Here is a 23,907-nt window from a genome sequence, read left to right as displayed (position 1 = left end):
AACGTCAGCTTCCCAAGCTGAATGTCGTGGGTTCGAGTCCCATCATCCGCTTAGTTAAAAAAGCCATAGCACTATTAAGATTCAGGGTTTTATAGCGCCCTAGAATATTCATTCTCCTTGCGGGGAAATGGTTGGGTAACGTTTATTTTTTGGGAGCATCTACGATGACTCGCCGTAAATCGGTTTCCGTCCCCTTGCGGGGAAAAGGTTAGGCAACAATTTGTCGTTAGTTCTAAGGAACATAATTCCCATGAGGTTTCCGTCCCCTTGCGGGGAAAAGGTTAGGCAACGTTCCATAACGGAGTGAATCCATGAAAGCTATTGCTACTCTTGTTTCCGTCCCCTTGCGGGGAAAAGGTTAGGCAACTCTTATTGGTGTAGATCAATGAATTCAATGGTTATAGATCTTTTATCTGGTAAAGTTTCCGTCCCCTTGCGGGGAAAAGGTTAGGCAACTTTCAAATCCACAAAACTACAAGTGCGAAAAGCACAAGGATTTTAATCCATGTTTCCGTCCCCTTGCGGGGAAAAGGTTAGACAACTATGCCCTTTGGAGGCAAACAAATGACTAAGTTCAACAAGCCTGTGTTTCCGTCCCCTTGCGGGGAAAAGGTTAGACAACGTTAATCGAGTAAATCTAACCATGTCTAGTGCAACTTTAGTGGTTTCCGTCCCCTTGCGGGGAAAAGGTTAGACAACTCGTTGCCCAAGCGGCTTCTACAACGTTCACTGATAACACTGACAACTGTTTCCGTCCCCTTGCGGGGAAAAGGTTAGACAACGTTCTTTCTTTGGAGATTTTTGATCATGAATGCTACGTTTCCGTCCCCTTGCGGGGAAAAGGTTAGGCAACGATTAGCATGGTTGCAGGTGGATACTTCAACGGTTTCGTTGGTTTCCGTCCCCTTGCGGGGAAAAGGTTAGGCAACGGTTCTTTCTAGTTTACTGGAGATTTATTATGCCTTAGTTTCCGTCCCCTTGCGGGGAAAAGGTTAGGCAACATACGAAAGAACCTGTACTTGTTGAAGAGAATGGCGTTCAAGTTTCCGTCCCCTTGCGGGGAAAAGGTTAGGCAACATGCAAATTCCGAACACATTAGTTTACAAGGACTTTGATGTTTCCGTCCCCTTGCGGGGAAAAGGTTAGGCAACAAGAAGAGGAACAGGGCTATCTAAGTCCTGCGGAACGGAGTTTCCGTCCCCTTGCGGGGAAAAGGTTAGGCAACTATTCCGACGCGCAAGGTGATGGTTCCTCCGAACAGGAGCAGTTTCCGTCCCCTTGCGGGGAAAAGGTTAGGCAACCCTTCCTTTTTGAAGCCTTTGTCTAACCTGAGTTTCAACCCTGCAAATCTCCATAGGTCAAAATATACCCTAAAAACCGAGAGTTGAACCCCAAAATAAGGAAACACAGATAGCTGAAACCCTTACAGGGCAAGCTATCTCCATAGGTCAACGAGATTATGCGGTTTTCAAGGTTCGGCTGACCTATGGAGGTCTTAATGGATTGCCCCAATTCTAGTCGAGACGGCTAGATTGATCAATCCTTTAGGCGAGAACTTAAAAGTTAGAGAAAATAGCAAACCGCAGCCTAATGATGCAGCCTTCCAGCCCAACCCAGTACCTGAATCAAAGCATCGCCTTCTAAGTCAAGCGATCGCAAATGACTGACACAAGCCTGATTAATCGCTTGATAGTATCGAGGCGTTTGGTTACTACGAACCTCACCCTGCTTAGCCAAAGTTGAGAGATAGTGAAACAGACCCTCTTTATTTACACCATTTCCTCGATGCCGTAGCCAGCAGAGGTACGCTACTACCTTTTTAAGCTCATTAACATCGATCCTCATTGCCGATAAATCTTGAGCGATCGCCTTTGCCGCTTGCCAATGCTCCGGGGTCATCATTACCGTCATCGTGACACCTCTGGATGCTGCAGAATTTGATAGAGACGAGTTAGTGGATCACCTAGCTGCAATGGGCGATCGCTACCCCGCAATCAGTTACTAGATCCAGCTTAATTTTCTCTAAACAAAAATTAGTCTGCCAAGATGGTTATCCTCTTTTTGGGATCCTATAAGTACCGTAATTACAAGGTCACCCGTTAATTGACTTTTAACCCAAGCAAGACTCTTTTTTAATAAACATTTAATGTGCTGTTGCTAGCATTCCCTTGAATCCAAAGAAATTATTAAAAAACGGGCTGAATCAGGAGGATTTGCCAATTTGCTAACTAGCAATAGTGATTTTCGGCTTATTGAGATGCTATTTCAGCTTCTACTTTAAAGATAGTTGAAAAACTCAACAGTAAGCTTTTATACCTTCACTACGCTCCGAGAGCTTTTGGCAAGCCTAATTTTTAAATATTAGAAGTCTTTGATTCTAATAGCTTTCAGGTCGTTTTTTGCCATGTTTCTGTACGATCGTTATAACCACCGTGAGTAATTCAATTTACTCCAAGGCCGACAACATTTTGTTCTTTTCCTTGAAAATTTACTTTTGAGTTCTGTTTTAAGGGGAACAAACAAAACAATGTTTACGTCATATTCGAGTGATCTTAAAGACTTCGGTTTTCTAGTCAAAGCCCAAAAAAGTGTCTTACTCGCTGACGCTTTTTCTAATCGCTTAAAAAGTTAGTCGCTATTTGTTTTTGATTTCTAGCTGTTCTAGTTTTGCTAGAAGCGTTAGTTAGTTTAAAGCAAAATAGCTCAAGCATTACAGTCCAAATTTTATTTTCTGCCCATCTATTTCCAAAGTTGGACAGTGTGTTGGGCTGTCGTTGAGTTGAATGCAAGCTGTTGAAGCATTCAAAAGCCGTTCAAACCTTACTGACACGGTGTTTAGGTTCGTAGCGACGCGACTCCACGGATTAATCAAAAATCATCTGAGTTGCCACTGCGTTGCTTAAGCGTCAGAAATTCAATTTGCAACATAGCTTGTTGATGCAACGGGCTGTGTCTGTTTGGGCTGCTTAGTCTTCAAAATCAGTCTGCATAAAGGCTTATATCCGCTGCAAATAAAAACGTTCAACTGATGCCAGAAGTCTGTCTATGGCTGGCTTATGGCAGTTTTGAGCCGCTTAGAGCAATTTGCGTACAAGTTTTTAGAGTTTTTTAGCGATCGCTTTTTATTCACTTGCAAAGTTGAGAAGGAAACCCAATGGCAAATCAGCAACCGACAACCAAAGCACCCACCCCAGTTCCTACCCCTGGCGACGACGTTTTAGTGGGTGGTCTTGAAGGCGATATTATTTTTGGCCTAGCCGGAATAGATAGCATCTTCAGCGTTTCAGGAGATGACACTGTTTTTGGCGGAGCTGGCGACGACAACATCACTGGCGGTTTTGGCAACGATGATCTTTACGGCGGCACGGGTAACGACCAGCTATACGGCGATTTAGATATTGACGATAGCGATTTACCCGGCTTTCCTGGCGATGATCGTCTCTTTGGTGGCTTGGGCAATGACATCGCTTTTGGCGGCTTCGGCAACGACCTGATTTGGGGCGGCTGGGGCAATGACTTTCTCGTCGGCCAAAGTGGCAATGACAGCCTTTATGGAGGACAGGGTTTTGACGTTCTTAATGGCGGCACTGGTGATGATTCCCTATACGGCGGTGCCGGGAACGATCAAATTTTCTCTGGGGCTGGCAACGATCGGCTGTTTGGCGGCAGTGGCGACGACCTGATGAATGGTGACAGCGATGACGATGTCCTCTACGGGGGCAGCGGCAACGACTTAGTCATTGGCAACATCGGCAACGATGAAGTCTACGGGGGCACTGGCAATGATGAACTAGTCGGCGGTACGGGCAACGACATTTTAGACGCAGGCAGTGGTGACGATCGCCTGATTGCCTTTAACCCCTATGGCGGCTTTTTTGACTTGACTGAGCAAGACGTTTTAACAGGGGGGCAAGGTCGCGATACCTTCGTTTTGGGGTTAAACAACCCCATCTTTGGCAATCAAGTTTTCTACGCATCCAGTGGCGACACCGACTACGCCTTAATCACAGACTTTGAACTCAACCAGGATCTCATCGAACTACCAACCGATGCCCCAGGTACATTTAGCCTCGACGTGGCTCCTGCGGGTGTACCTCAAGGCACAGGTATTTTCTTTAACGACGACTTAATTGCAGTCATTGCTGGCATTAATCCCGCAGCTTTTGACCTCAATAGCGATACATTTCAATTCGTCGATTTTCCTGGCGATACGCAAGCGCCGACGCCATTTGCCACAGCAGGGGATGATGTGCTGGTCGGTGGTCTTGAAAATGACGTTATCTTCGGTCTGGCTGGAGTAGACAGCATCTTTAGCGTTTCAGGCGATGACACCGTTTTTGGCGGAGCTGGCGACGACAACATCACTGGCGGTTTTGGCAATGACGTTCTCTACGGCGGCACGGGCAATGACCAGCTATACGGCGATTTAGATATTGACGATAGCGATTTACCCGGTTTTCCTGGCGATGACCAGCTTTTTGGCGGTACGGGCGATGACATTGCCTTTGGCGGTTTTGGCAACGACCTGATTTTTGGCGAAGCCGGAGATGACTTTTTGGTCGGTCAAAGTGGTGATGACAGCCTCTATGGCGGCAATGGCTTCGACGTCCTCAATGGGGGTACGGGCAACGACCTGCTAGACGGCGGCAATGGCGATGACCAGATTTTTTCAGGCGCTGGCAACGATCGCCTCTATGGCGGTAACGGCAACGACCTGATGAACGGCGACAGTGATGACGATGTTCTCTACGGTGGCAACGGCCATGACCTAGTCATTGGCAACATCGGCAACGACGAAGTTTACGGCGAAGCGGGCAACGATGAGCTAGTTGGCGGTACGGGCAACGACATTTTAGATGGGGGCAGCGGCCATGATCGCCTGATTGCCTTTAACCCCTACGGCGGCTTTGTTGACCCCACCGAGCAAGACGTTTTAACCGGAGGCAGTGGCCGCGATACGTTCGTGCTAGGACTGCGCAATTCCATCTTTGGCGATCAGGTCTTTTATACAATGAGCGGCGACACCGACTACGCCCTGATTACTGACTTTGAAATCAGAAAAGACCAGATTGAGCTACTGGCCGATGCTGGCTCCTATCGCTTGGGTGCTGCGCCTGCTGGCAAGCCTCAAGGGGCAGGCATCTTCTTAAACGATGACTTGGTGGCTGTTTTGGCGGATGTTGACGCGACCAGACTCAGCTTTGAGAGCGCTAACTTCCACTTTGTCTAGTTCTTAATTTGAGGGTGTTTTGATCTCGTTGTCAAAACACCCTCACGACTTTTGTTGGCAAGCGACTTAGCTTCAAAGCTGTATTCAGATTTGTGAGGTAGAGCAAAATATGGCAAAGCGTACAGCACCGCGAGCCTTGACCCTGGTGCCGAGTGTTGAGGATGACAACCTGTTTGGCAGCTTTGACGATGACGTTATTGATGCCCTTGCCGGAGACGACATTGTCATCGCTCTGGCAGGTAACGACACCGTCTTTGGTGGCCTGGGCAATGACCTGATTTTCGGCGTAGAAGGAGATGACGTTCTCATCGGTGGCTTAGGGGATGACCAACTCGTCGGTGACTTCGACCTGCTCTTTGGCGCACCCGAAGCAGGACAAGCGCCCAGCGTTCCCATCTCAGGTAACGACACCCTCATCGGCGGCTGGGGCAATGACTTGCTCTTTGGTGGCTTGGGTAATGACTTGCTCTTGGGCGGTTTGGGTAACGATACCCTGTTTGGCCAAGCGGGCGACGACATTCTGGAGGGCAATCAAGGAGATGACTACCTCAACAGCGGCAATGGTGATGATGTCATTAGCGGCGGTGCGGGTAACGATCGCTTCTTTGCAGGCCCCGGTAATGACCAGTTGTTTGGCGATGCTGGAGATGACCGCCTCAATGGGGATGAAGGTGATGACTTCATCAGCGGTGGCAGCGGTGATGACATTGTTTTGGGTGAAGCTGGCAATGACCAGCTTTGGGGCAATGCCGGAGATGACGAGCTAATTGGCTTTGCGGGCAATGACGTTCTTGATGGCGGCAAGGGACGCGATCGCCTCACAGGTGCTAATCCCATCCCAGGCCCCCCCGACTTCAGCAGTGAGCAAGATGTTCTCACAGGCGGTCGAGGTGCAGACACCTTTGTCTTGGGGGCAGGCCCCTTTGCCTTCTACAGCAGCCAGGGCAACAGCGACTATGCCCTAATTACTGACTTTTCGCTGGCAGAAGATGTGATTGAGCTACCGGGTTTTGCCCCAGGTACTTACACGTTGGGGGTAGCGCCTGACGGGGTACCTCAAGGCGCAGGTATCTTCTTTAACAACGACTTGGTAGCTGTTTTAGCAGAGGTTGACCCAGAGCAACTTAATCTTAACAGCGCTAATTTTGTTTTCAATCCAGACCTCAACGGGGGACAGCCTATCTCCTCACGAGCTTTGACCTTGGTGCCGAGTGTTGAGGATGACAACCTGTTTGGCAGCTTTGACGATGACGTTATTGATGCCCTTGCCGGAGACGACATTGTCATCGCTCTGGCAGGTAACGACACCGTCTTTGGTGGCCTGGGCAATGACCTGATTTTCGGCGTAGAAGGAGATGACGTTCTCATCGGTGGCTTAGGGGATGACCAACTCGTCGGTGACTTCGACCTGCTCTTTGGCGCACCCGAAGCAGGACAAGCGCCCAGCGTTCCCATCTCAGGTAACGACACCCTCATCGGCGGCTGGGGCAATGACTTGCTCTTTGGTGGCTTGGGTAATGACTTGCTCTTGGGCGGTTTGGGTAACGATACCCTGTTTGGCCAAGCGGGCGACGACATTCTGGAGGGCAATCAAGGAGATGACTACCTCAACAGCGGCAATGGTGATGATGTCATTAGCGGCGGTGCGGGTAACGATCGCTTCTTTGCAGGCCCCGGTAATGACCAGTTGTTTGGCGATGCTGGAGATGACCGCCTCAATGGGGATGAAGGTGATGACTTCATCAGCGGTGGCAGCGGTGATGACATTGTTTTGGGTGAAGCTGGCAATGACCAGCTTTGGGGCAATGCCGGAGATGACGAGCTAATTGGCTTTGCGGGCAATGACGTTCTTGATGGCGGCAAGGGACGCGATCGCCTCACAGGTGCTAATCCCATCCCAGGCCCCCCCGACTTCAGCAGTGAGCAAGATGTTCTCACAGGCGGTCGAGGTGCAGACACCTTTGTCTTGGGGGCAGGCCCCTTTGCCTTCTACAGCAGCCAGGGCAACAGCGACTATGCCCTAATTACTGACTTTTCGCTGGCAGAAGATGTGATTGAGCTACCGGGTTTTGCCCCAGGTACTTACACGTTGGGGGTAGCGCCTGACGGGGTACCTCAAGGCGCAGGTATCTTCTTTAACAACGACTTGGTAGCTGTTTTAGCAGAGGTTGACCCAGAACAACTCAATCTTAACAGCGCTAATTTTAGCTTTGTCTAATTCTTTACCTAAACTTTCTGGCAAAAATGACCCAAAAACTTATGACTTTCAAATGGCTGTTTTCAATGAGTCATCGAGTCTTTGAAGGTAAACAATTCATTTTTATACGGTCATGCATGTGTGACCTTTTTTAACACGCTTAGATAAGTAGATCGTAAAACGGTTTAAGCAGTTTTACGGAGACAAAAACGTTCTACTTACTAACTAATTATCTGTCAATAAGAGGTGTTACTACCGATGACCTGAAAAATCAATGTAGCCAAATTATTTTAGACATTCGTAAATACCCTCTAAAGGTAAAAAGGTAGCGTTCTTTAAATCACGCTAACTAACTTTACTGTTGTTGATTTAGCCTCAGACTTTTGTATCTCCCAGCTACATTTATCAATTGGTTCCCGCAAAAACAAAATTTTTATTATTTTTCCCAAAAGCTTGACACGCACTATGAATAAAAGATAGAACTTTGCATATAGACGCTATAAGAAATTATCTTGAATTCATTTTCTAGTCGCTGCTAGAGTTCTAAAATCGGCAGTTTATTTAGGCTTAAAAAATTTTGCCTATTGTCTTCTAAACAATTATCGACTCCGACGAGGATGAAGATTATGCTCACAACCCTAGAGCCTAAACAGCAACAAGAAAATTTGCTCAAAGCCACAAAAAGTGTATTCAGACAAATGTTTGATGATACATGTCAGGCGATTGAGCAGTTAGATGGTACAGCCTTCACTGAGCAACCCTGGACTCGTGAAAATAATACTTGGGTTATGGGAGAGAGCAAAGGAGACTCAATATATATTGATCGAGCCTTACTAGGGGGTACAGTTTTTGAAAAAATTGGCGTTAACTACGTCGCTATCAATGGTGAACTTCCTCCCGGAATGACCTTTCAAAAAGCCGGGGCACTGGCGACTGACGAAGCTGACCAAATTGATAGTGAAAAAGGCACCCCCTTCTTTGCAACGGGTACTAGCTTTGTCATTCATCCCCGCAATCCGATGGTGCCAATTGTTCACTGTAACTATCGTTACTTTCAGGTCGGCAAAATTTCTGAACCCCAGTATTGGTGGTTTGGCGGTGGAGCAGATCTAACCCCGGCCTATCTTTTTGAGGAAGATGCTGTACATTTCCACAAAGCTCACAAAGCCGTTTGTGATCAGTATGATGTCGCTTATTATCCACGCTTTAAGAAGTGGTGCGATGACTATTTCCACATTTCTCACCGGGGAGAAAGCAGAGGCATTGGTGGTATCTTTTTCGATCAGTTAAATCACCTTCCGGCTGAGCAATTGCTTGAATTTGTGACCGACTGCACCAAGGTATTTCCTCAAGCTTATTTACCGATTGTTGAGCGGTGTAAGGATATGAGCTTCACTGAAGAAAACAAACAGTGGCAGCGTATTGTCCGAGGTCGTTATGTAGAGTTTATTTTGACTTCTGATCGAGGCGCTCGCTTTGGTTTAGCCAGCGGCATGGTTAACCATCAAAGCATTTTTAATTGTATGCCACCCGCTGCTTCTTGGACGTATGACGATCAACCTAATCTAGGTAGCCAAGAAGCTAGCCTCAGAGCGGTTTTGAAGCAGCCCAGAGAGTGGGTATAAAGCGGCTGACAACTGCAATCTGGCAGCTATTAAGCCCAGCATGATTAACCCCCGCAAATCAGTGACATTGGTGCCATGAAAAAAACGCAACTGCTAACCCTGAAAGGAATGAGAGCTAGGAACAATTTCATGCATCGATTCAAAATCAACAGAAAGTTGCTGTCTGTCATAGAAAATCATGGCAGTTTTGGGCAGGCTGGAAAACTTAAGCGGATTGCTAGAAGACGAGAAGTTGACATTGTATTGGGGTATTGCAATGTCCTGAGATACATTGCGCTAGTGGTTATTTTGTCTTACTTGTTCTCTAGCAAATAAGGCTGTTAAAGGTTGATGGCGGTTAGCTGCACTAAAGCGTGTTGAGAGTAAGGAGCAAACATGGAGGAGAAAAGGGGGCAAGGCGATCTACGCATCGAAGACATCTTGACCTTTGATGAATCGAAAGCTAACAGCCTGTTTAGAAAGCGATTCGTTCGGTACCAGAAATTAGCAGCCGAGATCGGAGATGACGCTGCTTATGAAGCGATGCTTGAAAAGTATCCGGCTCAGCAAAAAGCGCTTATGGGAACATTTATTGACCATGCTCCTTTAGCTGAAGGGTTTAGTAAGGCAGTGCCGCTTTTAGCTTTGATGGGCTTTCAAACAGAAGTGGTGGATGTTTCCCAAAATGGCATTGATGCCACGTTAGAAATTCAGCGGGTCTGCCCTTTTTTGGGGCTGGATAAAGAGTATGGGTTTGAAACACCCTGCCGACTTTTTTGTGAGATGGAGCAGGAAGCGGCTAGACGGGCTTTCCCAGGGTTAAAAGCTGAGATTTTAAGCAAAAAAGCTGAAGGAGCCTGTGTCTGCGTCTTTAAATACGAAAGAGCGGCTCAAACTATGACAGCACCCGCTACAACTGCGCCGAATCTGATTGCTCGCCTGGTTGGTTTTGTCCGCTTGGTGCCTAGTTTGATTCAGGTTGGCATCAGAATGCTGAAGATGCGCTTCTCAAGCTAGAAATATTTTGCCAAAGCTCAGTTTCTCGGCGATCGCGATTGAGAAAAAAGAGCGTTTCAACTGGTTTCTACCAGGTTTGCCCAGGTAATTTACCAAGGTTTTGTATGAAGAGTGTTGTATCGGATTTAAAGCCGATAATTGCGGGTGAAGTCAGCAGTGCGGCAGACGATCTAGCCGCCGTTTCTCGCGATTTTGGTGGAGTTGCTTATAAACAGCCTCAGGTCGTTGTTCGACCTCAAAGTTCGTCTGATGTGGCTCAAGTCGTTAAGTATGCAGCGGCGCAAGGATTGACCATTGCATCGCGTGCTGCCGGACATTCGCTCAACGGCCAGGCTCTCAGCGAAGGGGGCATTTTGCTCGATATGAGAAGCCTGAATCAACTCCATGAGCTACAGGCAGATCACTTGTGGTTTAAAGCCGATGCCGGAGCCACCTGGCAGCAAATTGTGGAGGCTTCTTTGCCAGCAGGCGTGGTTCCTCCGGTATTGACCAACAATTTGGACGTGACGTTAGGTGGCACGCACTCTGCGGCTGGTTTGGGGCAAAACTCATTTCGCTATGGTTCTCAAGCCGATAACTGCTTGGGTTTAGAAGTGGTGACGGCTACAGGTGATGTGGTCTGGTGTTCGCCAACCGAAAATAGCGAGTTGTTTAACCACGTTTTGTGTGGGTTTGGGCAGTTTGGCATTATTACTCAAGTACAGCACCGCCTGAGAAAATATCGATCGCGGACGCGCACTTACTTTTTGTGTTATGACGATTTAGATTTAGCGCTTCAAGATCAGCGATCGCTGGTTCAAGCCGAGCAGGTCGATGCTTTGCTAACGCTATTTTCGCCTTGTGTGCTGGGCTTTTCTAGAGCGGGGGGAGGCATTCGACCGCTGATTCAATGGTTTTATCGCATCCAGGCGACCTTTGAATTTGAGTCTGAAGATGAAATCAAAGAAGATGCTTTTTTCGCTGATCTCAACTTTTACCGCCATATTCACACCGAAGATTTGGCCTTTACCCAATATGTGCAGCCTTTAATGCAGGTTCCCCATCCGGTGGAAACTGCGAATCCGTGGCTAGATGTGTTGCTACCCGCCTCGGCAGCCAAAGAGTTTTTTGAAACGGCGCTGAATCTGGTTCCTTCATTTATTGACTTTCGCACGACTCCAATGGGGTCGTTTAGTTTATTGTCTCGCAACACCCACATGCCGATGTTTTCTCTGCCCCAAGCGGAGCTAATTCTGGCTTTTGGCATGTATCCAACCGTGCCCAAAGCTCGGCTGGAACCCGTACTGAAGCAGCTAGATCATCTCACCGAGGTTGGTTTCCAAAAAGGCGGAAAGCGCTATCTGGTGAGTTGGGTAGATTTTGAACGCGCTCAGTGGCAAAAACAGTTTGGCGAGTATTGGCCTCAGGTCAACGCCATGAAGCAGAAATATGATCCCCAAGGTCTGTTCAACCCTGGTTTTATTCAATACGAAGCGGCGATCGCGGCTAACTTTAACCAGCCTTTACCGCTAGCCGTTAGCGCTGACCCCTTGCCAGCCGCAGCGCCCCAAGCGGCGATCGCTAATACCGCCAATCGCGGCAAGCTGCCAGCTAAGGCGATCGCTTTGACGACCGTGTTAATGATTTTGCTTTTCCTGATCTTGGGCGAATTTTCGTTTGACTTTGCTTTTTTGGGGGGAACTCCCTAAAGAGCGCTTGGCCAACCCTTTTGAGGCAAGCGACTCCAAGTGGCGCAAACGCGATGTCCTCGCCAAGATCACCAACCCTGACTCGACTGAAGTTACGTCTAGCTGTGAGAAGGACAACCTCAAGGAAGGAGACATGACCGTTGTCATTGTGGGCTTGAGTCATAAGACTGCGCCCGTAGAAGTGCGCGAAAAGCTCAGCATTGCAGAGCCACAAATAGAAGCGGCGATCGCTTATCTGTGCAGCTACCCTCATATCCAAGAGGCCGCAATTCTGAGCACCTGTAACCGTCTTGAAATATACGTGGCCGTTTTGGCTCTAGAGCGGGCGACACAAGAAGTCATTGAGTTTATGTGTCAGTACAGCCAACTGTCTGCACCAGAGCTGCAAGAACACCTTTTTACCCTGTCTCAACAAGAAGCCGTTTGCCATCTCATGCAGGTTGCTTCTGGGCTAGACAGTTTGGTACTAGGCGAAGGGCAAATTCTGGCGCAAGTCAAACGGGCTTATCAAATGGCTCAAGCCTGCAAAGGCATCAAACTGGTGCTCAACCAGCTCTTTAAGCAAGCCATTACGATCGCCAAACGCGTTCGGACGGAAACTTCAATTTGCACCGGGGCTATTTCGGTCAGTGCCGCCGCTGTAGAGCTAGCCGCCATCAAAACCGAAGATTTGTCTAGCCGTCGGATCACGATTGTCGGGGCAGGCAAGATGGCTCAGCTCTTAGTTAAGCACCTGATTGCTAAAGGCGTTCAGCAAATTGCTGTGGTCAATCGTTCACGCGAGCGGGCTGAAGAATTTGCCCACCAATTTGATCAAGCTCAAATACACTGCCACAGCTTAAACGACCTGATGGCGGTCGTCGCCGCCTCTGATATTGTTTTTACCAGCACAGCGGCAACCGAACCGTTAATCAATCAAGCCCAACTGCAAGCGGTTTTAGAACCTCAGCAGTTGTTGATGCTAATTGACATTTCAGTACCGCGAAACGTCGCGGCTGATGTCAACCAGTTAATTGGCGTCTACGTTTTCAACGTTGATGATTTAAAGAGCGTCCTGGCGCAAAACCAAGAAAGCCGTCGCCAAGCGGCTCTAGAAGCTCAACAACTGATTGCCGCAGAAGCCGAAACATTTCGCAACTGGCTGCGATCGCGAGAGGCAGTTTCAACCATTAGCTGCCTGCGGGAAAAAGTAGAAACAATTCGCGCTCAAGAACTCGAAAAAGCCTTATCGCGGCTTGGTTCAGAGTTTGGCAAAAAGCAAAAAGATGTCATCGAAGCCCTCACCCGAGGCATCGTCAACAAAATTTTGCACGATCCCATGGTGCAGCTACGAGCCCAACGCGACATCGAATCCCAGCGACTTGAGATTCAAACCCTACAGCGGTTGTTCAACCTAGAAACCGCAGAACAACCCAGCCCAACGGCTAAAACCCCTTCTAAGGTTTAACCTTCAACCCCCTGCAAAAATTCTCTATTGCTGGAGTGTAAGCATGTTAAAAAACTTCTGGTACGCCTGTGAATTCAGCTCAGCCGTGAGCGATCAGCCCAAACCAATCAAAATGCTAGGGCAAAATTTTGTGCTTTACCGCGATGCCCAAGGACAAGTTGCTGTGCTAAGCGATCGCTGTCCTCACCGAGGAGCCGCCCTTTCTTTAGGTTGGGTCGAAGACAATTGCATTCGCTGCCCCTATCACGGCTGGAAGTTTCAAGCAGACGGCCAATGCATCGACATTCCGGCCAACGGTCAAGATCATCCCATTCCGAAAAAGGCTCAAACCGCCTCCTATCCAGTTCAAGAAAAATACGGCTTTATCTGGATGTTCTATGGCGACTTGCCCGCAGCCGAGCGCCCGCCTATTCCGCCCTTACCAGAATACGACGACCCTAACTTTCACCCCATCTTTGTAGAAGTTAAGTTCAACGCTCACTACACCCGCGTGATCGAAAACGCCCTTTGCCCAGCCCACATGGCTACGGTACATGCCAAGTCATTTGGGGCTGGCTTTGCTCAAGATCCACGGGTTGCGCCCTACGAAGTAAAAGAAGAAAACTGGGGGATTAGCGCCAAGTTAAAGTACGCCAACTTTACCCAGCCCAAAGGCATTTTCAAACTCTTTTTCCGCCCTTCGCGCACGGAGCTTAACGCCAAAACCACCTTTTATTTACCCAACATCACCATCGTAGAAAGTGACTTTGTCCGCGGCAAAATGGTGAACTATGCCATTCACGTACCCGTAGACGAAACCACAACCATCAGCAAGCGAATTCAGTTTCGCAGTGTCTTCAAACAAAAGTGGGCTGATCCTCTCTTCGTCAAGTTTCACTACAAAGTTTGTGAAGAAGATCGCGGCGTCAGCGAATCCCAATATCCCCCCGTCATTCCTGACAGCTTTACCGCAGAAGTGCACACCCCTTCAGATGCTTTGCCGCTGGCTTACCGTAAACTGCGGCAAAAATGTATGGCTATGGGCTGGGGGCTTAACGCTAAACCAACCGCTGCCGACTTCTCTTTGCCAACCAACGGTCATACAACGCCGACGGCTGAACTCACCTCAAGTTCAGTCCACTAAAACCCGCTTATCACCATCGCTGCAACGAGAAGTCAACATGTTGAAAAACTTTTGGTACGCCTGCGAGTTTAGCTCTGCTGTCACCAGCCAACCCAAGCAGGTGCAGATGCTAAACCAGAGATTTGTGCTTTACCGCCACAGCCAAGGGCAGGTGATTGCTCTACAAGACCAGTGCCCTCATCGTGGCGCGGCGCTGTCTTTAGGCTCCGTCAAAGACGATTGCCTCCACTGCCCCTATCATGGCTGGAAGTTTCAAGCCAATGGCCGCTGCATCAACATTCCCTCCAATGGGCCAGACCTGCCCATTCCCCCCCAAGCGCAGGTTAAGACCTATCCGGTTCAAGAAAAGTATGGCTATGTCTGGCTGTTTTACGGCGACCTACCCGAAGCAGAACGCCATCCACTGCCAACGTTTCCAGCCGACCTAGCTGGTATGCATCCGGTGGAACATGAAGCGATCGAACATGCCAGCTATACCCGGCTAATGCAGGCCAATATCGACTTTGCCCATGTCATTGCTATTCATAAAAAGTCGTTCGGGCAGCGCATTCCCCTGCATACCGTCATTCGCTATCCGGTAGAGTCGGATGCTTGGAGTGCGGTAGCCTCGGTCAAATATGCGTCGCTGAGCAATTCCAAAAGTACGCTGAACACGCTGCTGGGCAAACGCCCCGATCTCACCACGCGCCTCAGCTTTTATTTGCCCAATGTCACCCTGGCAGAAATCAGCATCGGTAAAGGGGCAAAGTCGGATATTCGCTTCGGTATTTTGGTCGCTTTCGTCCCGATTGACGACCACACAACCTGTGCTAAGCGGATGCTGTATCGCAACGTCTTGCCGCTCCCCCTATTGGATGGGTGGGTGAAAAAGCTGGACTACAAACTGGCTTACGAAGACACCCTTGTGGTAGAGACTATCCCCGACCAAGTTTTGCCGCGCATTTCGGCAGAACAACACGTCGCCGCTGATGCCCTGGATTTGACCTTCCGCAAGCTACGGCAAAAATATTTAGCGATGGGCTGGGGTTTAGGTGCTCAAGCCCCAGCCGCCCCTGAAGCTGAGTTGCTGACAGCCGCCAACGGCCAATCAGCCGTTCCTTCGCTATTGGCGCATTAAAGATGGGGCAAGGGGGCAAACCCGCAACCAAAATTGCCAGTGGCTTTGTCGCTGGACTTGAATGTATAAAACTTGCTGATGGAGAGAGCCTGTATGGAGAACACAAAACTGCTGCAAGCGGCCAGAGGGGAAGCGGTAGACCGCCCTCCGGTTTGGATGATGCGTCAGGCCGGACGCTATATGAAGGTTTACCGAGACTTACGGCAGAAATATCCTTCCTTTCGCGAACGCTCTGAAAATCCTGATTTGGCAGTAGAAATTTCTCTTCAGCCTTTCCAAGCTTTTCGGCCTGATGGGGTGATTATGTTTTCAGACATTCTCACACCGTTACCCGGCATAGGCATTCCGTTTGACATTGTAGAAAGCAAAGGGCCAATCTTTGAAAAGCCAATTCGCACTCAGGCGCAACTAGATGCTTTAACGCCTCTAGATCCCTATACGTCTTTGCCCTTTGTGCATCAGATTTTACAAACGCTGCGGCATGAGGTGCAGGCAGAAGCTACGGTTCTAGGGTTTGTGGGCGCTCCCTGGACGCTGGCGGCTTATGCCATTGAAGGTAAAAGTTCAAAAGATTACGCCGTGATCAAGCAGATGGCCTATGCGCAGCCCGCGATGTTGCATCAGTTTTTAGACAAGCTAGCAACAGCGATCGCTACTTATGCGTGCTACCAGATTGAGTCGGGGGCGCAGGTTGTGCAGCTATTTGACTCTTGGGCCGGACAGCTCAGCCCCAGCGATTTTAAAACGTTTTCTTTGCCTTATTTGCAGCAGGTGGTGCGGCAGGTCAAAGCTACCTATCCAGATACGCCGCTGATTTTATACATCAACCACAGCGCTGGCATTTTAGAGTTTATGGCTGAGTCGGGCGTTGATATTGTCAGCGTTGACTGGACAGTCGATATGACCACGGCGCGGCAACGCCTCGGCCGCAAGCTAGGGGTGCAAGGCAACATGGATCCCTGTGTATTGTTTGGCCCTCAAGAGTTTATCCGCCAGACCATTCTTGAGACGATTCGGCAGGCGGGTCGGCAAAAACACATTATGAATCTCGGTCATGGGGTGTTGCAAAACACGCCAGAAGAGAACGTGGCCTTTTTCTTTGAAACTGTTAAGCAGTTTAGCTATTCTTCTGCAGATTTGAACTAATGGCGATGACCCCACCCAATTCAGCTACGCTTACCCTGTCGCGCCCGACCCGTACTATCCGTATTGGCTCTCGCAAAAGTCAGCTAGCGCTGGTGCAAACCGAGTGGATTTGCCAGCAGCTACAGCGTCACTTTCCAGAGCGGGTTTTTGAGGTTCATACCCTGTCTACCCAGGGCGACAAAATTTTAGATGTGGCACTGGCCAAAATTGGTGACAAGGGCCTTTTCACCAAAGAACTAGAACTGGCCATGTTGCAACAGGAGATTGACCTGGCGGTGCATTCGCTGAAGGACTTGCCCACTCAGCTTCCCACTGGGCTGACTTTAGCAGCCATCACCGAACGCGAAAATCCGGCAGATGCTCTGGTTTTAAATGCTCAGCACCAAGGCAAACAAATTGATACGCTCCCAGTAGGCGCAGTGATTGGCACCTCGTCGTTGCGGCGCTTGGCTCAGTTGCGGCATCGCTTTCCTCGCTATCAGTTCAAAGATGTGCGCGGCAATGTCAACTCTCGTTTAGCCAAGCTAGATGCGGGCGATTATGATGCTTTGATTCTGGCGGTGGCCGGGTTGCAGCGGTTGGGATTAAGCGATCGCATTGACCAGGTCTTACCGCTAGATCTGTCTCTTTACGCCGTTGGCCAGGGTGCTTTGGGCATTGAGTGTCGGGCGGATGATGCAGAGGTGATTGATTTGCTTCAGACGATTGAGCATATCCCGACTCGCGATCGCACGTTGGCGGAGCGAGCCTTTTTGCGATCGCTCGAAGGGGGCTGTCAGGTACCCATTGGGGTTCATTCGCAGCTAGCGGGCGATCGCCTCACCTTAAAAGGCGTTGTAGCTAGTTTGCAGGGCGATCGCTTGATTAAAGATGAAGTCACCGGAGCCGCGATCGCAGCCGAAGCTTTAGGGCAACAACTGGCTCAAAAGCTACGCCAGCAGGGTGCCCAAGCCATTTTAGACGAAATTTTTACAGCGGTTCAGCGGAGTTAAGCGACTATGTTTCCAACTCATCGACCGCGGCGTTTGCGCAGCGGAGCCACCATGCGACGCCTCGTGCGGGAAACGGTTTTAACCGTTAACGACTTGATCTATCCCTTATTTGCCGTGCCGGGGGCTAGCATTGCCCAGCCCGTCAAGTCCATGCCAGGGGTTTATCAGCTTTCCGTCGATAAAATCGTGGAGGAAGCCAAAGCCGTTTACGACCTCGGCATTCCTGCCATTATTTTGTTTGGCATTCCGGAAACCAAAGACTTAGAAGCCACTGGCGCGTGGCACGACTGCGGCATTGTTCAAAAAGCAGCCGCAGCGGTTAAGCAAGCTGTGCCAGGGCTGATCGTCATCGCCGATACCTGTCTGTGTGAATATACCCGTCATGGACACTGCGGCTATTTAGACGTCAACGACCTCAGCGGTCGGGTTTTGAATGATCCGACCCTGGCACTACTGCAAAAAACAGCCGTTTCTCAAGCTCAAGCTGGCGTAGATATTATTGCCCCCTCTGGCATGATGGACGGGTTTGTGCAGGCAATTCGCGCTGGGTTAGACGACGCTGGTTTTGCCGAAACGCCTATTCTTTCTTATGCGGCCAAGTATGCTTCTGCCTACTACGGGCCTTTTCGCGATGCGGCTGACTCGGCACCGCAATTTGGCGATCGCCGAACCTATCAAATGGATCCTGGCAACGCCCGCGAAGCCCTCAAAGAAGTTGAGCTAGACATTGCCGAAGGGGCAGACATGCTAATGGTGAAGCCAGCTTTGGCTTATATGGACATTATCTGGCAGGTTAAGCAAGCTACCCGCCTGCCCGTTGCTGCCTATAACGTGTCGGGTGAATATTCGATGGTTAAAGCGGCGGCGCTCAACGGCTGGATTGATGAAAAACAGGTGGTCATAGAAACCCTGACCAGCTTCAAGCGAGCCGGAGCCGATTTAATTTTGACCTACCACGCCAAAGAGGCCGCCCAGTGGTTGGCTCAGGCCGGGGATTAGCCCCCCGCCACCCACCTCTTTTGCCAGAAAAACCGCCGCTAGCAGCGCTGTCTGCCAAGCAGCCCTGTTTCAGCCCAGCCTGAAATTGCCAGCACTTTTGTTAAGGAGATCTCAGCGATGATCACAGCCGCTTCAACCCCTCAAGCAACCCTATCTCCCTCGCTACCGCCACCAGCGGCTAAAGCCCAAGTTAGCCAGTGGATGCAGCAGCTACAAGACCAAATTTGCCACGCCTTGCAGCGTCTAGACGGCGAGGGGCAATTTCAAGAAGATACCTGGGAGCGTCCGGAAGGCGGCGGTGGGCGATCGCGAGTGATGCGGGGCGGCACGGTTTTTGAGCAAGGCGGTGTCAACTTTTCTGAAGTTTGGGGCGATCATTTGCCTGCCTCAATTTTGACCCAACGCCCCGAAGCGGCAGGACATCGATTTTACGCTACGGGTACTTCGCTGGTACTGCACCCGCACAATCCCTATGTACCGACCGTTCATCTCAACTACCGCTATTTTGAAGCTGGCCCGGTGTGGTGGTTTGGCGGAGGAGCCGATTTGACCCCCTACTACCCCTTTGCAGAAGATGCGGCTCACTTTCACACCACTTTTAAGCAGAGCTGCGATCGCCATCAGCCTGAGTACTACCCGGTATTTAAGCGCTGGTGTGATGAGTATTTTTATCTCAAACACCGCCAGGAAACACGGGGAGTTGGGGGGGTGTTTTTTGACTACCAAGACGGCCAAGGCGCGTTGTATCGTGGTCCTCAGCCAGAAGGCACTGCCGCCGCCTACAGCGCCCAAGTGGGTGAGTTGCCGCCGCGCAGTTGGGAGCAAATTTTTGCCTTTGTCCAAAGCTGCGGTGAAGCCTTTTTACCGGCCTACTTACCCATTGTCGAACGTCGTCAAGCAATGGCTTACAGCGATCGCCAGCGTCATTTTCAGCTTTATCGGCGTGGTCGTTATGTTGAATTCAACTTGGTGTACGACCGGGGCACCATCTTTGGGTTGCAAACCAATGGCCGCACCGAATCTATTTTGATGTCTTTACCTCCCCTGGTGCGCTGGGAATATGGCTACCAGCCCGAACCCGACTCTCCCGAAGCCGAACTGTACCGCACCTTCTTAAAGCCGCAAGACTGGGCTAACTGGTCAACAACTGCCGCTTAAGCTGTCTGGCTGAAAACAGCCCCTCAACTGAACCGTTTGCTATTGGTTAGCTATTCCCCCATGAACTTTCAAACGCTGGCTAAGCCTAATTATCGCTGGATCCTGATATTAATCGCGATCGCGACCGCTGTTTCTGGAGCAATTGCCCTTTATGGCATTGCTCAACTCAGGCAACCCAGCCAGCCCCCAGCCCCTGCCGAGGCCAAAGCTGATGTCGTTGAGCAAGTCACGGCTTTAGGACGGCTAGAACCTGCTACTGAAGTGATTCAAGTGTCTGTTCCGGCTACCTTAGGCAACGACCGCGTTGCGGAACTGCAAGTGGAGCAAGGCGATCGCGTTGAAGTCGGCCAGGTCATTGCGGTGCTAGAGTCTCGCGATCGCCTGCAAAACGCCGTGCTAGAAGCTGAAGCCCAGGTAGGGGTTGCCCAGGCAGAGCTAGCCAGAGTGCAAGCGGGCGCAAAAGTAGGAGAAATTGCGGCTCAAGAAGCTGAAATTATGCGGCTACAGCGAGAGCTAACAGGCGATATTGCTACCCAACAGGCCACCATTGCGCGGCGGCAGGCAGAACTTAAAACGGCTGAAGCCGAATACAATCGCTACCGCTCGCTGTATCAGTCGGGGGCGATTTCCGCATCGGAGCTAGCGCAAAGACAACTGACGCTAGATACCAGTCAAGCCCAACTCAACGAAGCCAGAGCCACGCAAAGCCGCAGTCAAGCCAGCCTGCAAGAGCAAATCAAACAAGCTCAGGCGACCCTTGCTCAAATTGCCGAAGTTCGTCCGGTGGATGTACAAGCCGCCCAAGCAGAAGTCGAACGGGCGATCGCCGCTGTTAAAAGGGCTGAAGCCGATCTGGCGGAAGTCTACATTCGTGCCCCTATTGCTGGCCGTATCCTCAATATTTATACGCGCCCTGGCGAAGTGGTAGCGGGCAACGGCATTGTCGAACTCGGCGAGACTGACCAAATGCAGGTCGTCGCTGAAGTCTATCAAACAGACATTAGCAAAATTCGAGAAGGTCAAACGGCTCTCATCACCAGCGAATCTTTTACAGGTGAATTACGCGGTGTGGTTCGTCTGATTGGCTTACAAGTGCTGCAACAAGAAGTCACCAGTGGCGAACCCGGTGAAAATCTCGATCGCAAGGTGATTCAAGTCAAAATTCGCCTTAATCCAGCGGATAGCCAACGGGTAGCCAATCTCACCAACCTGCAAGTGCAGGTAGATTTACCTGTCGAAACATCCGTCCTTAGCTTGCCATAAACCTTCTCATTAGAATGATTCATGTTGGGTAATTTCTTTCGCAAAACGCCCTTAGCATGGCTACAAATGAGCCGTCAAAAAACGCGCCTTTTAGCCGCCATTGCCGGGATTACGTTTGCCGATTTTTTGATGTTTTTTCAACTGGGGGTTCGAGATGCCCTGTTTGATTCGCAGGTCAGCCCTTACACAACGTTGCAAGGGGATTTGTTTTTAATTAATCGGTTGTCAGACAATCTGGCTTCGGTTAAAAGTTTTTCGCGAGATGACCTGTATCGCGCGGCGGGTGTCGAGGGAGTGGGTTCTATCAGTCCGCTCTACATTGGTCAGGCCACCTGGCGCAATCCCGATAATGGCGCTAGTCGGCAAATTTTTGTTTATGGCATTGACCCGATTCGGCCAGCTTTTGATTCACCTGAAATCAATCAAAATCTGGCTAAACTGAAGCTTTTAAACCGGGCACTTTTTGATCGCGGTAGTCTGCCCCAACTGGGTGGCGTGGCCAAATTGCTGGAAACGGACAACTCTCTGGCGGTGCAAGTTAACGACTTGCAAATTCAAGTTGTTGGCCTCTTTTTGCTGGGGTCTTCTTTCTCAGCCGAAGGTAATTTAGTTACTAGTAACTCTACGTTTTTACGCTTGTTTCCCCAACGCCAAGCCGCTGAGATTGATGTCGGGGTTATTCGTCTAGAACCGGGTGCCAATATTGCCGACGTGCAAGCGACGTTACAGGCAACGTTGCCAGAAAAAATATTGGTTTTAACCTTAGAAGAATTTGAAACCCGTGAGCGGATTTATTGGGAAACAGGCTCGGCAATCGGTTTTACGTTTGGCTTAGGCGTCGCTGTCGGTTTTTTGGTGGGCGCAGTGATTGTTTATCAAATTCTCTATACCGATGTATCTGATCATTTGCCTGAATATGCCACTCTCAAGGCAATGGGCTATAGCGATCGCTATTTAGTCAGCATTATTGTGCAAGAGGCTTTATTTTTAGCCATTTTGGGGTTTATCCCTGGCTTTTTGCTGGCTAATGGGTTGTATACCCTGTTTAAGTCAGCTACTTTGCTGCCCATTGGCATGAAGTTTAGTCGGGCGACAACGGTGCTGATATTGACCATCATTATGTGTGTTGGCTCTGGCGCGATCGCCATGCGCAAGCTACGCGCGGCTGATCCGGCTGATATTTTTTAGGCAAACTCTAAGCGTGGCTCAAACTGTATGTTGCCAGACACTTTAAATCTGACTCACAACCCAAAACCAGAAACGCCTCTTTCAAAGCCTGCGCCAGCGATCGCAGCCACTCAGCTTGATCACTACTTTGGTAAAAACGAACTGCGCAAGCAAATTTTATTTGATATCAATTTAGAAATTTACACTGGCGAAATTGTGATTATGACCGGGCCGTCAGGTTCGGGTAAAACCACATTGCTCACCCTGATTGGCGGGTTGCGATCGATGCAGGCAGGTAGCCTCAAAATTTTGGGGCAAGAGATGCACAAAGCCAGCAAACGACAAATGATGCAAGTCCGGCAACAAATTGGCTATATCTTTCAGTCGCACAATTTGCTGTCTTTTCTAACGGCTAAGCAAAACGTCCGCATGTCTTTAGAACTGCATCCTCAATTTTTTAATCAAGACATCAATCAAATCGCCAGCGATATTTTAGCGACGGTTGGCTTAGGCGATCGCGTCGATTACTATGCCGACAGTCTTTCGGGTGGGCAAAAACAGCGGGTGGCGATCGCGCGGGCATTAGCTAGCCGTCCCAAAATTGTTTTAGCCGATGAGCCAACCGCCTCGCTAGACAAAAAAACGGGGCGAGACATCGTCGATATTTTGCAACGCCTCGCCAAAGAGCAAGGCTGTACCATTTTGCTGGTCACGCACGACAATCGCATTCTCGATATTGCCGATCGAATTGTGCAGATGGAAGACGGACGCCTGATCCAGGCGTAAGCAATTTTTGGCCTCACCCCTTTCCCCTTAATGGCGCTATTGCTGTAGGAATGAGCAATGATCAAAGCTGAATCAAAAACGGTAATCAACCGCCCCATTGACCAGGTTTACCAATACGTTGCCACTAATTTCTTTGAAAATCATCCCAAGTGGGAATCAACGGTTTTACACCTAGAAAAAACGTCGCCCGAAACAGTGGGTCTAGGGACTACTGGTAAACAAGTTCGTAACGATGGAGGCCGACGAGCCGAATCGACCTTTCACGTTACCGAGTACGATTGCGATCGCAGGTTTGCGATTACCAGCACAGGCAAACCCTATTTTAAAAATAGCTACGTGTTTGAGCCTACTGACGACGGCACTCAGCTCACCTACCAGTTTGAGCTAAAGCTAGAAGGACTTGGCAAACTCCTAGAACCGTTGATTGCAGGTTCAGCCCAACAAGGCAGCCAAAATGTGGTTGACAACCTGAAGCACCTGCTGGAAGCCTCTAGAGGTTGACATCTGTACCTAACGGCAGAGGGTAGCAAGTTAAGGATTTCAATCGCGCTAGTGGCTACAGCTAGAAGTAATCTAAAAGCTATTTTTAGCGACAACTAGCCGTTAGATACAGGCCGCTCAGTCAGCAAAAATCCTAAAATTTCTACATCTCTGCCCCAGACGGCAGGTTTAGGATTAAGCACAGCTAGCATGACGCAAAACACTTTATTTGATCGCACGTTTCGAGATGACGAGGGCAATCTTGCGATCGCCCAAAAGCCCAACCTGCCTATTTTGGTGTGGCTGGCCGCAACGCTCCTCAAGCAATTACCCACAAACGACAATCTGCAAGTGGTCTTGGCCGCGATCGCCTTTGGCGCTTTGTTTACCTGGGCCTGGATGGAGCTTTTTCAGGGAGTTAACTATTTCCGGCGATCGCTGGGGTTAATGGCGCTACTGGCCGCGATCGCTTCTCAACTACAGGGGTAAGCCC

At 49.7% G+C, this 23,907-nt stretch carries 18 protein-coding genes and 1 CRISPR repeat array; of the genes, 17 read left to right on the top strand and 1 reads right to left on the bottom strand.

Going from position 1 to position 23,907, the window contains the following annotated elements; all coding sequences use genetic code 11:
- Nucleotides 1-182: 182 nt before the first annotated feature.
- Nucleotides 183-1,301: a CRISPR direct-repeat array (repeat unit 35 nt; unit sequence GTTTCCGTCCCCTTGCGGGGAAAAGGTTAGGCAAC).
- Nucleotides 1,302-1,587: 286 nt separating this feature from the next.
- On the bottom strand, nucleotides 1,588-1,911 hold the full coding sequence (locus ACTS3T_RS02545; protein WP_462934722.1) for a hypothetical protein: 324 nt from the start codon (nucleotides 1,909-1,911) through the stop codon (nucleotides 1,588-1,590).
- Between the two features lie 1,243 nt (nucleotides 1,912-3,154).
- Here ACTS3T_RS02545 and ACTS3T_RS02540 point away from each other — a divergent pair.
- The 17 genes from ACTS3T_RS02540 to ACTS3T_RS02460 all read left to right on the top strand — a co-directional run bounded on the left by ACTS3T_RS02540 (nucleotide 3,155) and on the right by ACTS3T_RS02460 (nucleotide 23,903).
- A complete protein-coding gene (locus ACTS3T_RS02540) occupies nucleotides 3,155-5,230 on the top strand; it encodes a calcium-binding protein (RefSeq protein WP_462934721.1) in 2,076 nt (691 codons plus the stop codon).
- Nucleotides 5,231-5,339: 109 nt separating this feature from the next.
- Nucleotides 5,340-7,448 carry a calcium-binding protein gene (locus ACTS3T_RS02535; protein WP_462934720.1) on the top strand — a complete coding sequence of 703 codons (2,109 nt, stop codon included), beginning with the start codon at nucleotides 5,340-5,342 and terminating at the stop codon, nucleotides 7,446-7,448.
- Between the two features lie 605 nt (nucleotides 7,449-8,053).
- Nucleotides 8,054-9,052, top strand: coding sequence for an oxygen-dependent coproporphyrinogen oxidase (gene hemF / locus ACTS3T_RS02530; RefSeq protein ID WP_377964574.1), 999 nt, complete (start codon nucleotides 8,054-8,056; stop codon nucleotides 9,050-9,052).
- Nucleotides 9,053-9,427: 375 nt separating this feature from the next.
- On the top strand, nucleotides 9,428-10,048 hold the full coding sequence (locus tag ACTS3T_RS02525; protein WP_377964576.1) for a helix-turn-helix domain-containing protein: 621 nt from the start codon (nucleotides 9,428-9,430) through the stop codon (nucleotides 10,046-10,048).
- A gap of 104 nt (nucleotides 10,049-10,152) precedes the next feature.
- The gene (locus ACTS3T_RS02520) at nucleotides 10,153-11,736 is read left to right on the top strand and encodes an FAD-binding protein (RefSeq protein WP_377964578.1); all 1,584 of its coding nucleotides are present in this window, start codon (nucleotides 10,153-10,155) and stop codon (nucleotides 11,734-11,736) included.
- Nucleotides 11,737-11,869: 133 nt separating this feature from the next.
- Complete coding sequence (locus tag ACTS3T_RS02515) at nucleotides 11,870-13,183, top strand: glutamyl-tRNA reductase (protein WP_377964655.1); 1,314 nt, start codon at nucleotides 11,870-11,872, stop codon at nucleotides 13,181-13,183.
- A gap of 43 nt (nucleotides 13,184-13,226) precedes the next feature.
- Nucleotides 13,227-14,306 carry an aromatic ring-hydroxylating dioxygenase subunit alpha gene (locus ACTS3T_RS02510; RefSeq protein ID WP_377964580.1) on the top strand — a complete coding sequence of 360 codons (1,080 nt, stop codon included), beginning with the start codon at nucleotides 13,227-13,229 and terminating at the stop codon, nucleotides 14,304-14,306.
- Between the two features lie 37 nt (nucleotides 14,307-14,343).
- On the top strand, nucleotides 14,344-15,423 hold the full coding sequence (locus ACTS3T_RS02505; protein ID WP_377964582.1) for an aromatic ring-hydroxylating dioxygenase subunit alpha: 1,080 nt from the start codon (nucleotides 14,344-14,346) through the stop codon (nucleotides 15,421-15,423).
- 93 nt (nucleotides 15,424-15,516) lie between these two features.
- Nucleotides 15,517-16,569, top strand: coding sequence for a uroporphyrinogen decarboxylase (hemE, locus tag ACTS3T_RS02500; protein ID WP_377964584.1), 1,053 nt, complete (start codon nucleotides 15,517-15,519; stop codon nucleotides 16,567-16,569).
- 5 nt (nucleotides 16,570-16,574) lie between these two features.
- Nucleotides 16,575-17,561 (top strand): hydroxymethylbilane synthase, encoded by a 987-nt coding sequence (gene hemC / locus ACTS3T_RS02495; protein WP_462934719.1) that lies wholly within the window; start codon nucleotides 16,575-16,577, stop codon nucleotides 17,559-17,561.
- 6 nt (nucleotides 17,562-17,567) lie between these two features.
- A complete protein-coding gene (gene hemB, locus ACTS3T_RS02490) occupies nucleotides 17,568-18,560 on the top strand; it encodes a porphobilinogen synthase (RefSeq protein WP_377964588.1) in 993 nt (330 codons plus the stop codon).
- Between the two features lie 117 nt (nucleotides 18,561-18,677).
- A complete protein-coding gene (gene hemF, locus ACTS3T_RS02485) occupies nucleotides 18,678-19,718 on the top strand; it encodes an oxygen-dependent coproporphyrinogen oxidase (RefSeq protein ID WP_377964589.1) in 1,041 nt (346 codons plus the stop codon).
- 60 nt (nucleotides 19,719-19,778) lie between these two features.
- Complete coding sequence (locus tag ACTS3T_RS02480; RefSeq protein WP_377964591.1) at nucleotides 19,779-20,981, top strand: ABC exporter membrane fusion protein; 1,203 nt, start codon at nucleotides 19,779-19,781, stop codon at nucleotides 20,979-20,981.
- 21 nt (nucleotides 20,982-21,002) lie between these two features.
- A complete protein-coding gene (gene devC, locus ACTS3T_RS02475; RefSeq protein ID WP_377964593.1) occupies nucleotides 21,003-22,169 on the top strand; it encodes an ABC transporter permease DevC in 1,167 nt (388 codons plus the stop codon).
- Between the two features lie 27 nt (nucleotides 22,170-22,196).
- Nucleotides 22,197-22,934: a DevA family ABC transporter ATP-binding protein gene (locus tag ACTS3T_RS02470; protein WP_377964595.1), complete on the top strand. Its 738-nt coding sequence runs from the start codon at nucleotides 22,197-22,199 to the stop codon at nucleotides 22,932-22,934.
- 57 nt (nucleotides 22,935-22,991) lie between these two features.
- Nucleotides 22,992-23,435 (top strand): SRPBCC family protein, encoded by a 444-nt coding sequence (locus ACTS3T_RS02465; protein WP_377964597.1) that lies wholly within the window; start codon nucleotides 22,992-22,994, stop codon nucleotides 23,433-23,435.
- A gap of 189 nt (nucleotides 23,436-23,624) precedes the next feature.
- Nucleotides 23,625-23,903, top strand: a complete 279-nt coding sequence (locus ACTS3T_RS02460; RefSeq protein WP_377964599.1) for a hypothetical protein — start codon at nucleotides 23,625-23,627, stop codon at nucleotides 23,901-23,903.
- Nucleotides 23,904-23,907: the final 4 nt, after the last annotated feature.

Source organism: Almyronema sp., from assembly GCF_052168255.1.
In the GTDB taxonomy this organism is placed as follows: Bacteria; Cyanobacteriota; Cyanobacteriia; order Phormidesmidales; family Phormidesmidaceae; genus Sphaerothrix; species Sphaerothrix epifaneia.
The sequence above is the reverse complement of the archived record's forward strand: the minus strand, read 5'-3'. Positions and strand labels throughout refer to the sequence as shown.

Bases quoted from the DNA above. Each gene is read 5' to 3' on its own strand.
- ACTS3T_RS02545 (WP_462934722.1), bottom strand. From the start codon at position 1,911: ATGACGGTAATGATGACCCCGGAGCATTGGCAAGCGGCAAAGGCGATC.
- ACTS3T_RS02540 (WP_462934721.1), top strand. From the start codon at position 3,155: ATGGCAAATCAGCAACCGACAACCAAAGCACCCACCCCAGTTCCTACC.
- ACTS3T_RS02535 (WP_462934720.1), top strand. From the start codon at position 5,340: ATGGCAAAGCGTACAGCACCGCGAGCCTTGACCCTGGTGCCGAGTGTT.
- hemF (WP_377964574.1), top strand. From the start codon at position 8,054: ATGCTCACAACCCTAGAGCCTAAACAGCAACAAGAAAATTTGCTCAAA.
- ACTS3T_RS02525 (WP_377964576.1), top strand. From the start codon at position 9,428: ATGGAGGAGAAAAGGGGGCAAGGCGATCTACGCATCGAAGACATCTTG.
- ACTS3T_RS02520 (WP_377964578.1), top strand. From the start codon at position 10,153: ATGAAGAGTGTTGTATCGGATTTAAAGCCGATAATTGCGGGTGAAGTC.
- ACTS3T_RS02515 (WP_377964655.1), top strand. From the start codon at position 11,870: ATGACCGTTGTCATTGTGGGCTTGAGTCATAAGACTGCGCCCGTAGAA.
- ACTS3T_RS02510 (WP_377964580.1), top strand. From the start codon at position 13,227: ATGTTAAAAAACTTCTGGTACGCCTGTGAATTCAGCTCAGCCGTGAGC.
- ACTS3T_RS02505 (WP_377964582.1), top strand. From the start codon at position 14,344: ATGTTGAAAAACTTTTGGTACGCCTGCGAGTTTAGCTCTGCTGTCACC.
- hemE (WP_377964584.1), top strand. From the start codon at position 15,517: ATGGAGAACACAAAACTGCTGCAAGCGGCCAGAGGGGAAGCGGTAGAC.
- hemC (WP_462934719.1), top strand. From the start codon at position 16,575: ATGACCCCACCCAATTCAGCTACGCTTACCCTGTCGCGCCCGACCCGT.
- hemB (WP_377964588.1), top strand. From the start codon at position 17,568: ATGTTTCCAACTCATCGACCGCGGCGTTTGCGCAGCGGAGCCACCATG.
- hemF (WP_377964589.1), top strand. From the start codon at position 18,678: ATGATCACAGCCGCTTCAACCCCTCAAGCAACCCTATCTCCCTCGCTA.
- ACTS3T_RS02480 (WP_377964591.1), top strand. From the start codon at position 19,779: ATGAACTTTCAAACGCTGGCTAAGCCTAATTATCGCTGGATCCTGATA.
- devC (WP_377964593.1), top strand. From the start codon at position 21,003: ATGTTGGGTAATTTCTTTCGCAAAACGCCCTTAGCATGGCTACAAATG.
- ACTS3T_RS02470 (WP_377964595.1), top strand. From the start codon at position 22,197: ATGTTGCCAGACACTTTAAATCTGACTCACAACCCAAAACCAGAAACG.
- ACTS3T_RS02465 (WP_377964597.1), top strand. From the start codon at position 22,992: ATGATCAAAGCTGAATCAAAAACGGTAATCAACCGCCCCATTGACCAG.
- ACTS3T_RS02460 (WP_377964599.1), top strand. From the start codon at position 23,625: ATGACGCAAAACACTTTATTTGATCGCACGTTTCGAGATGACGAGGGC.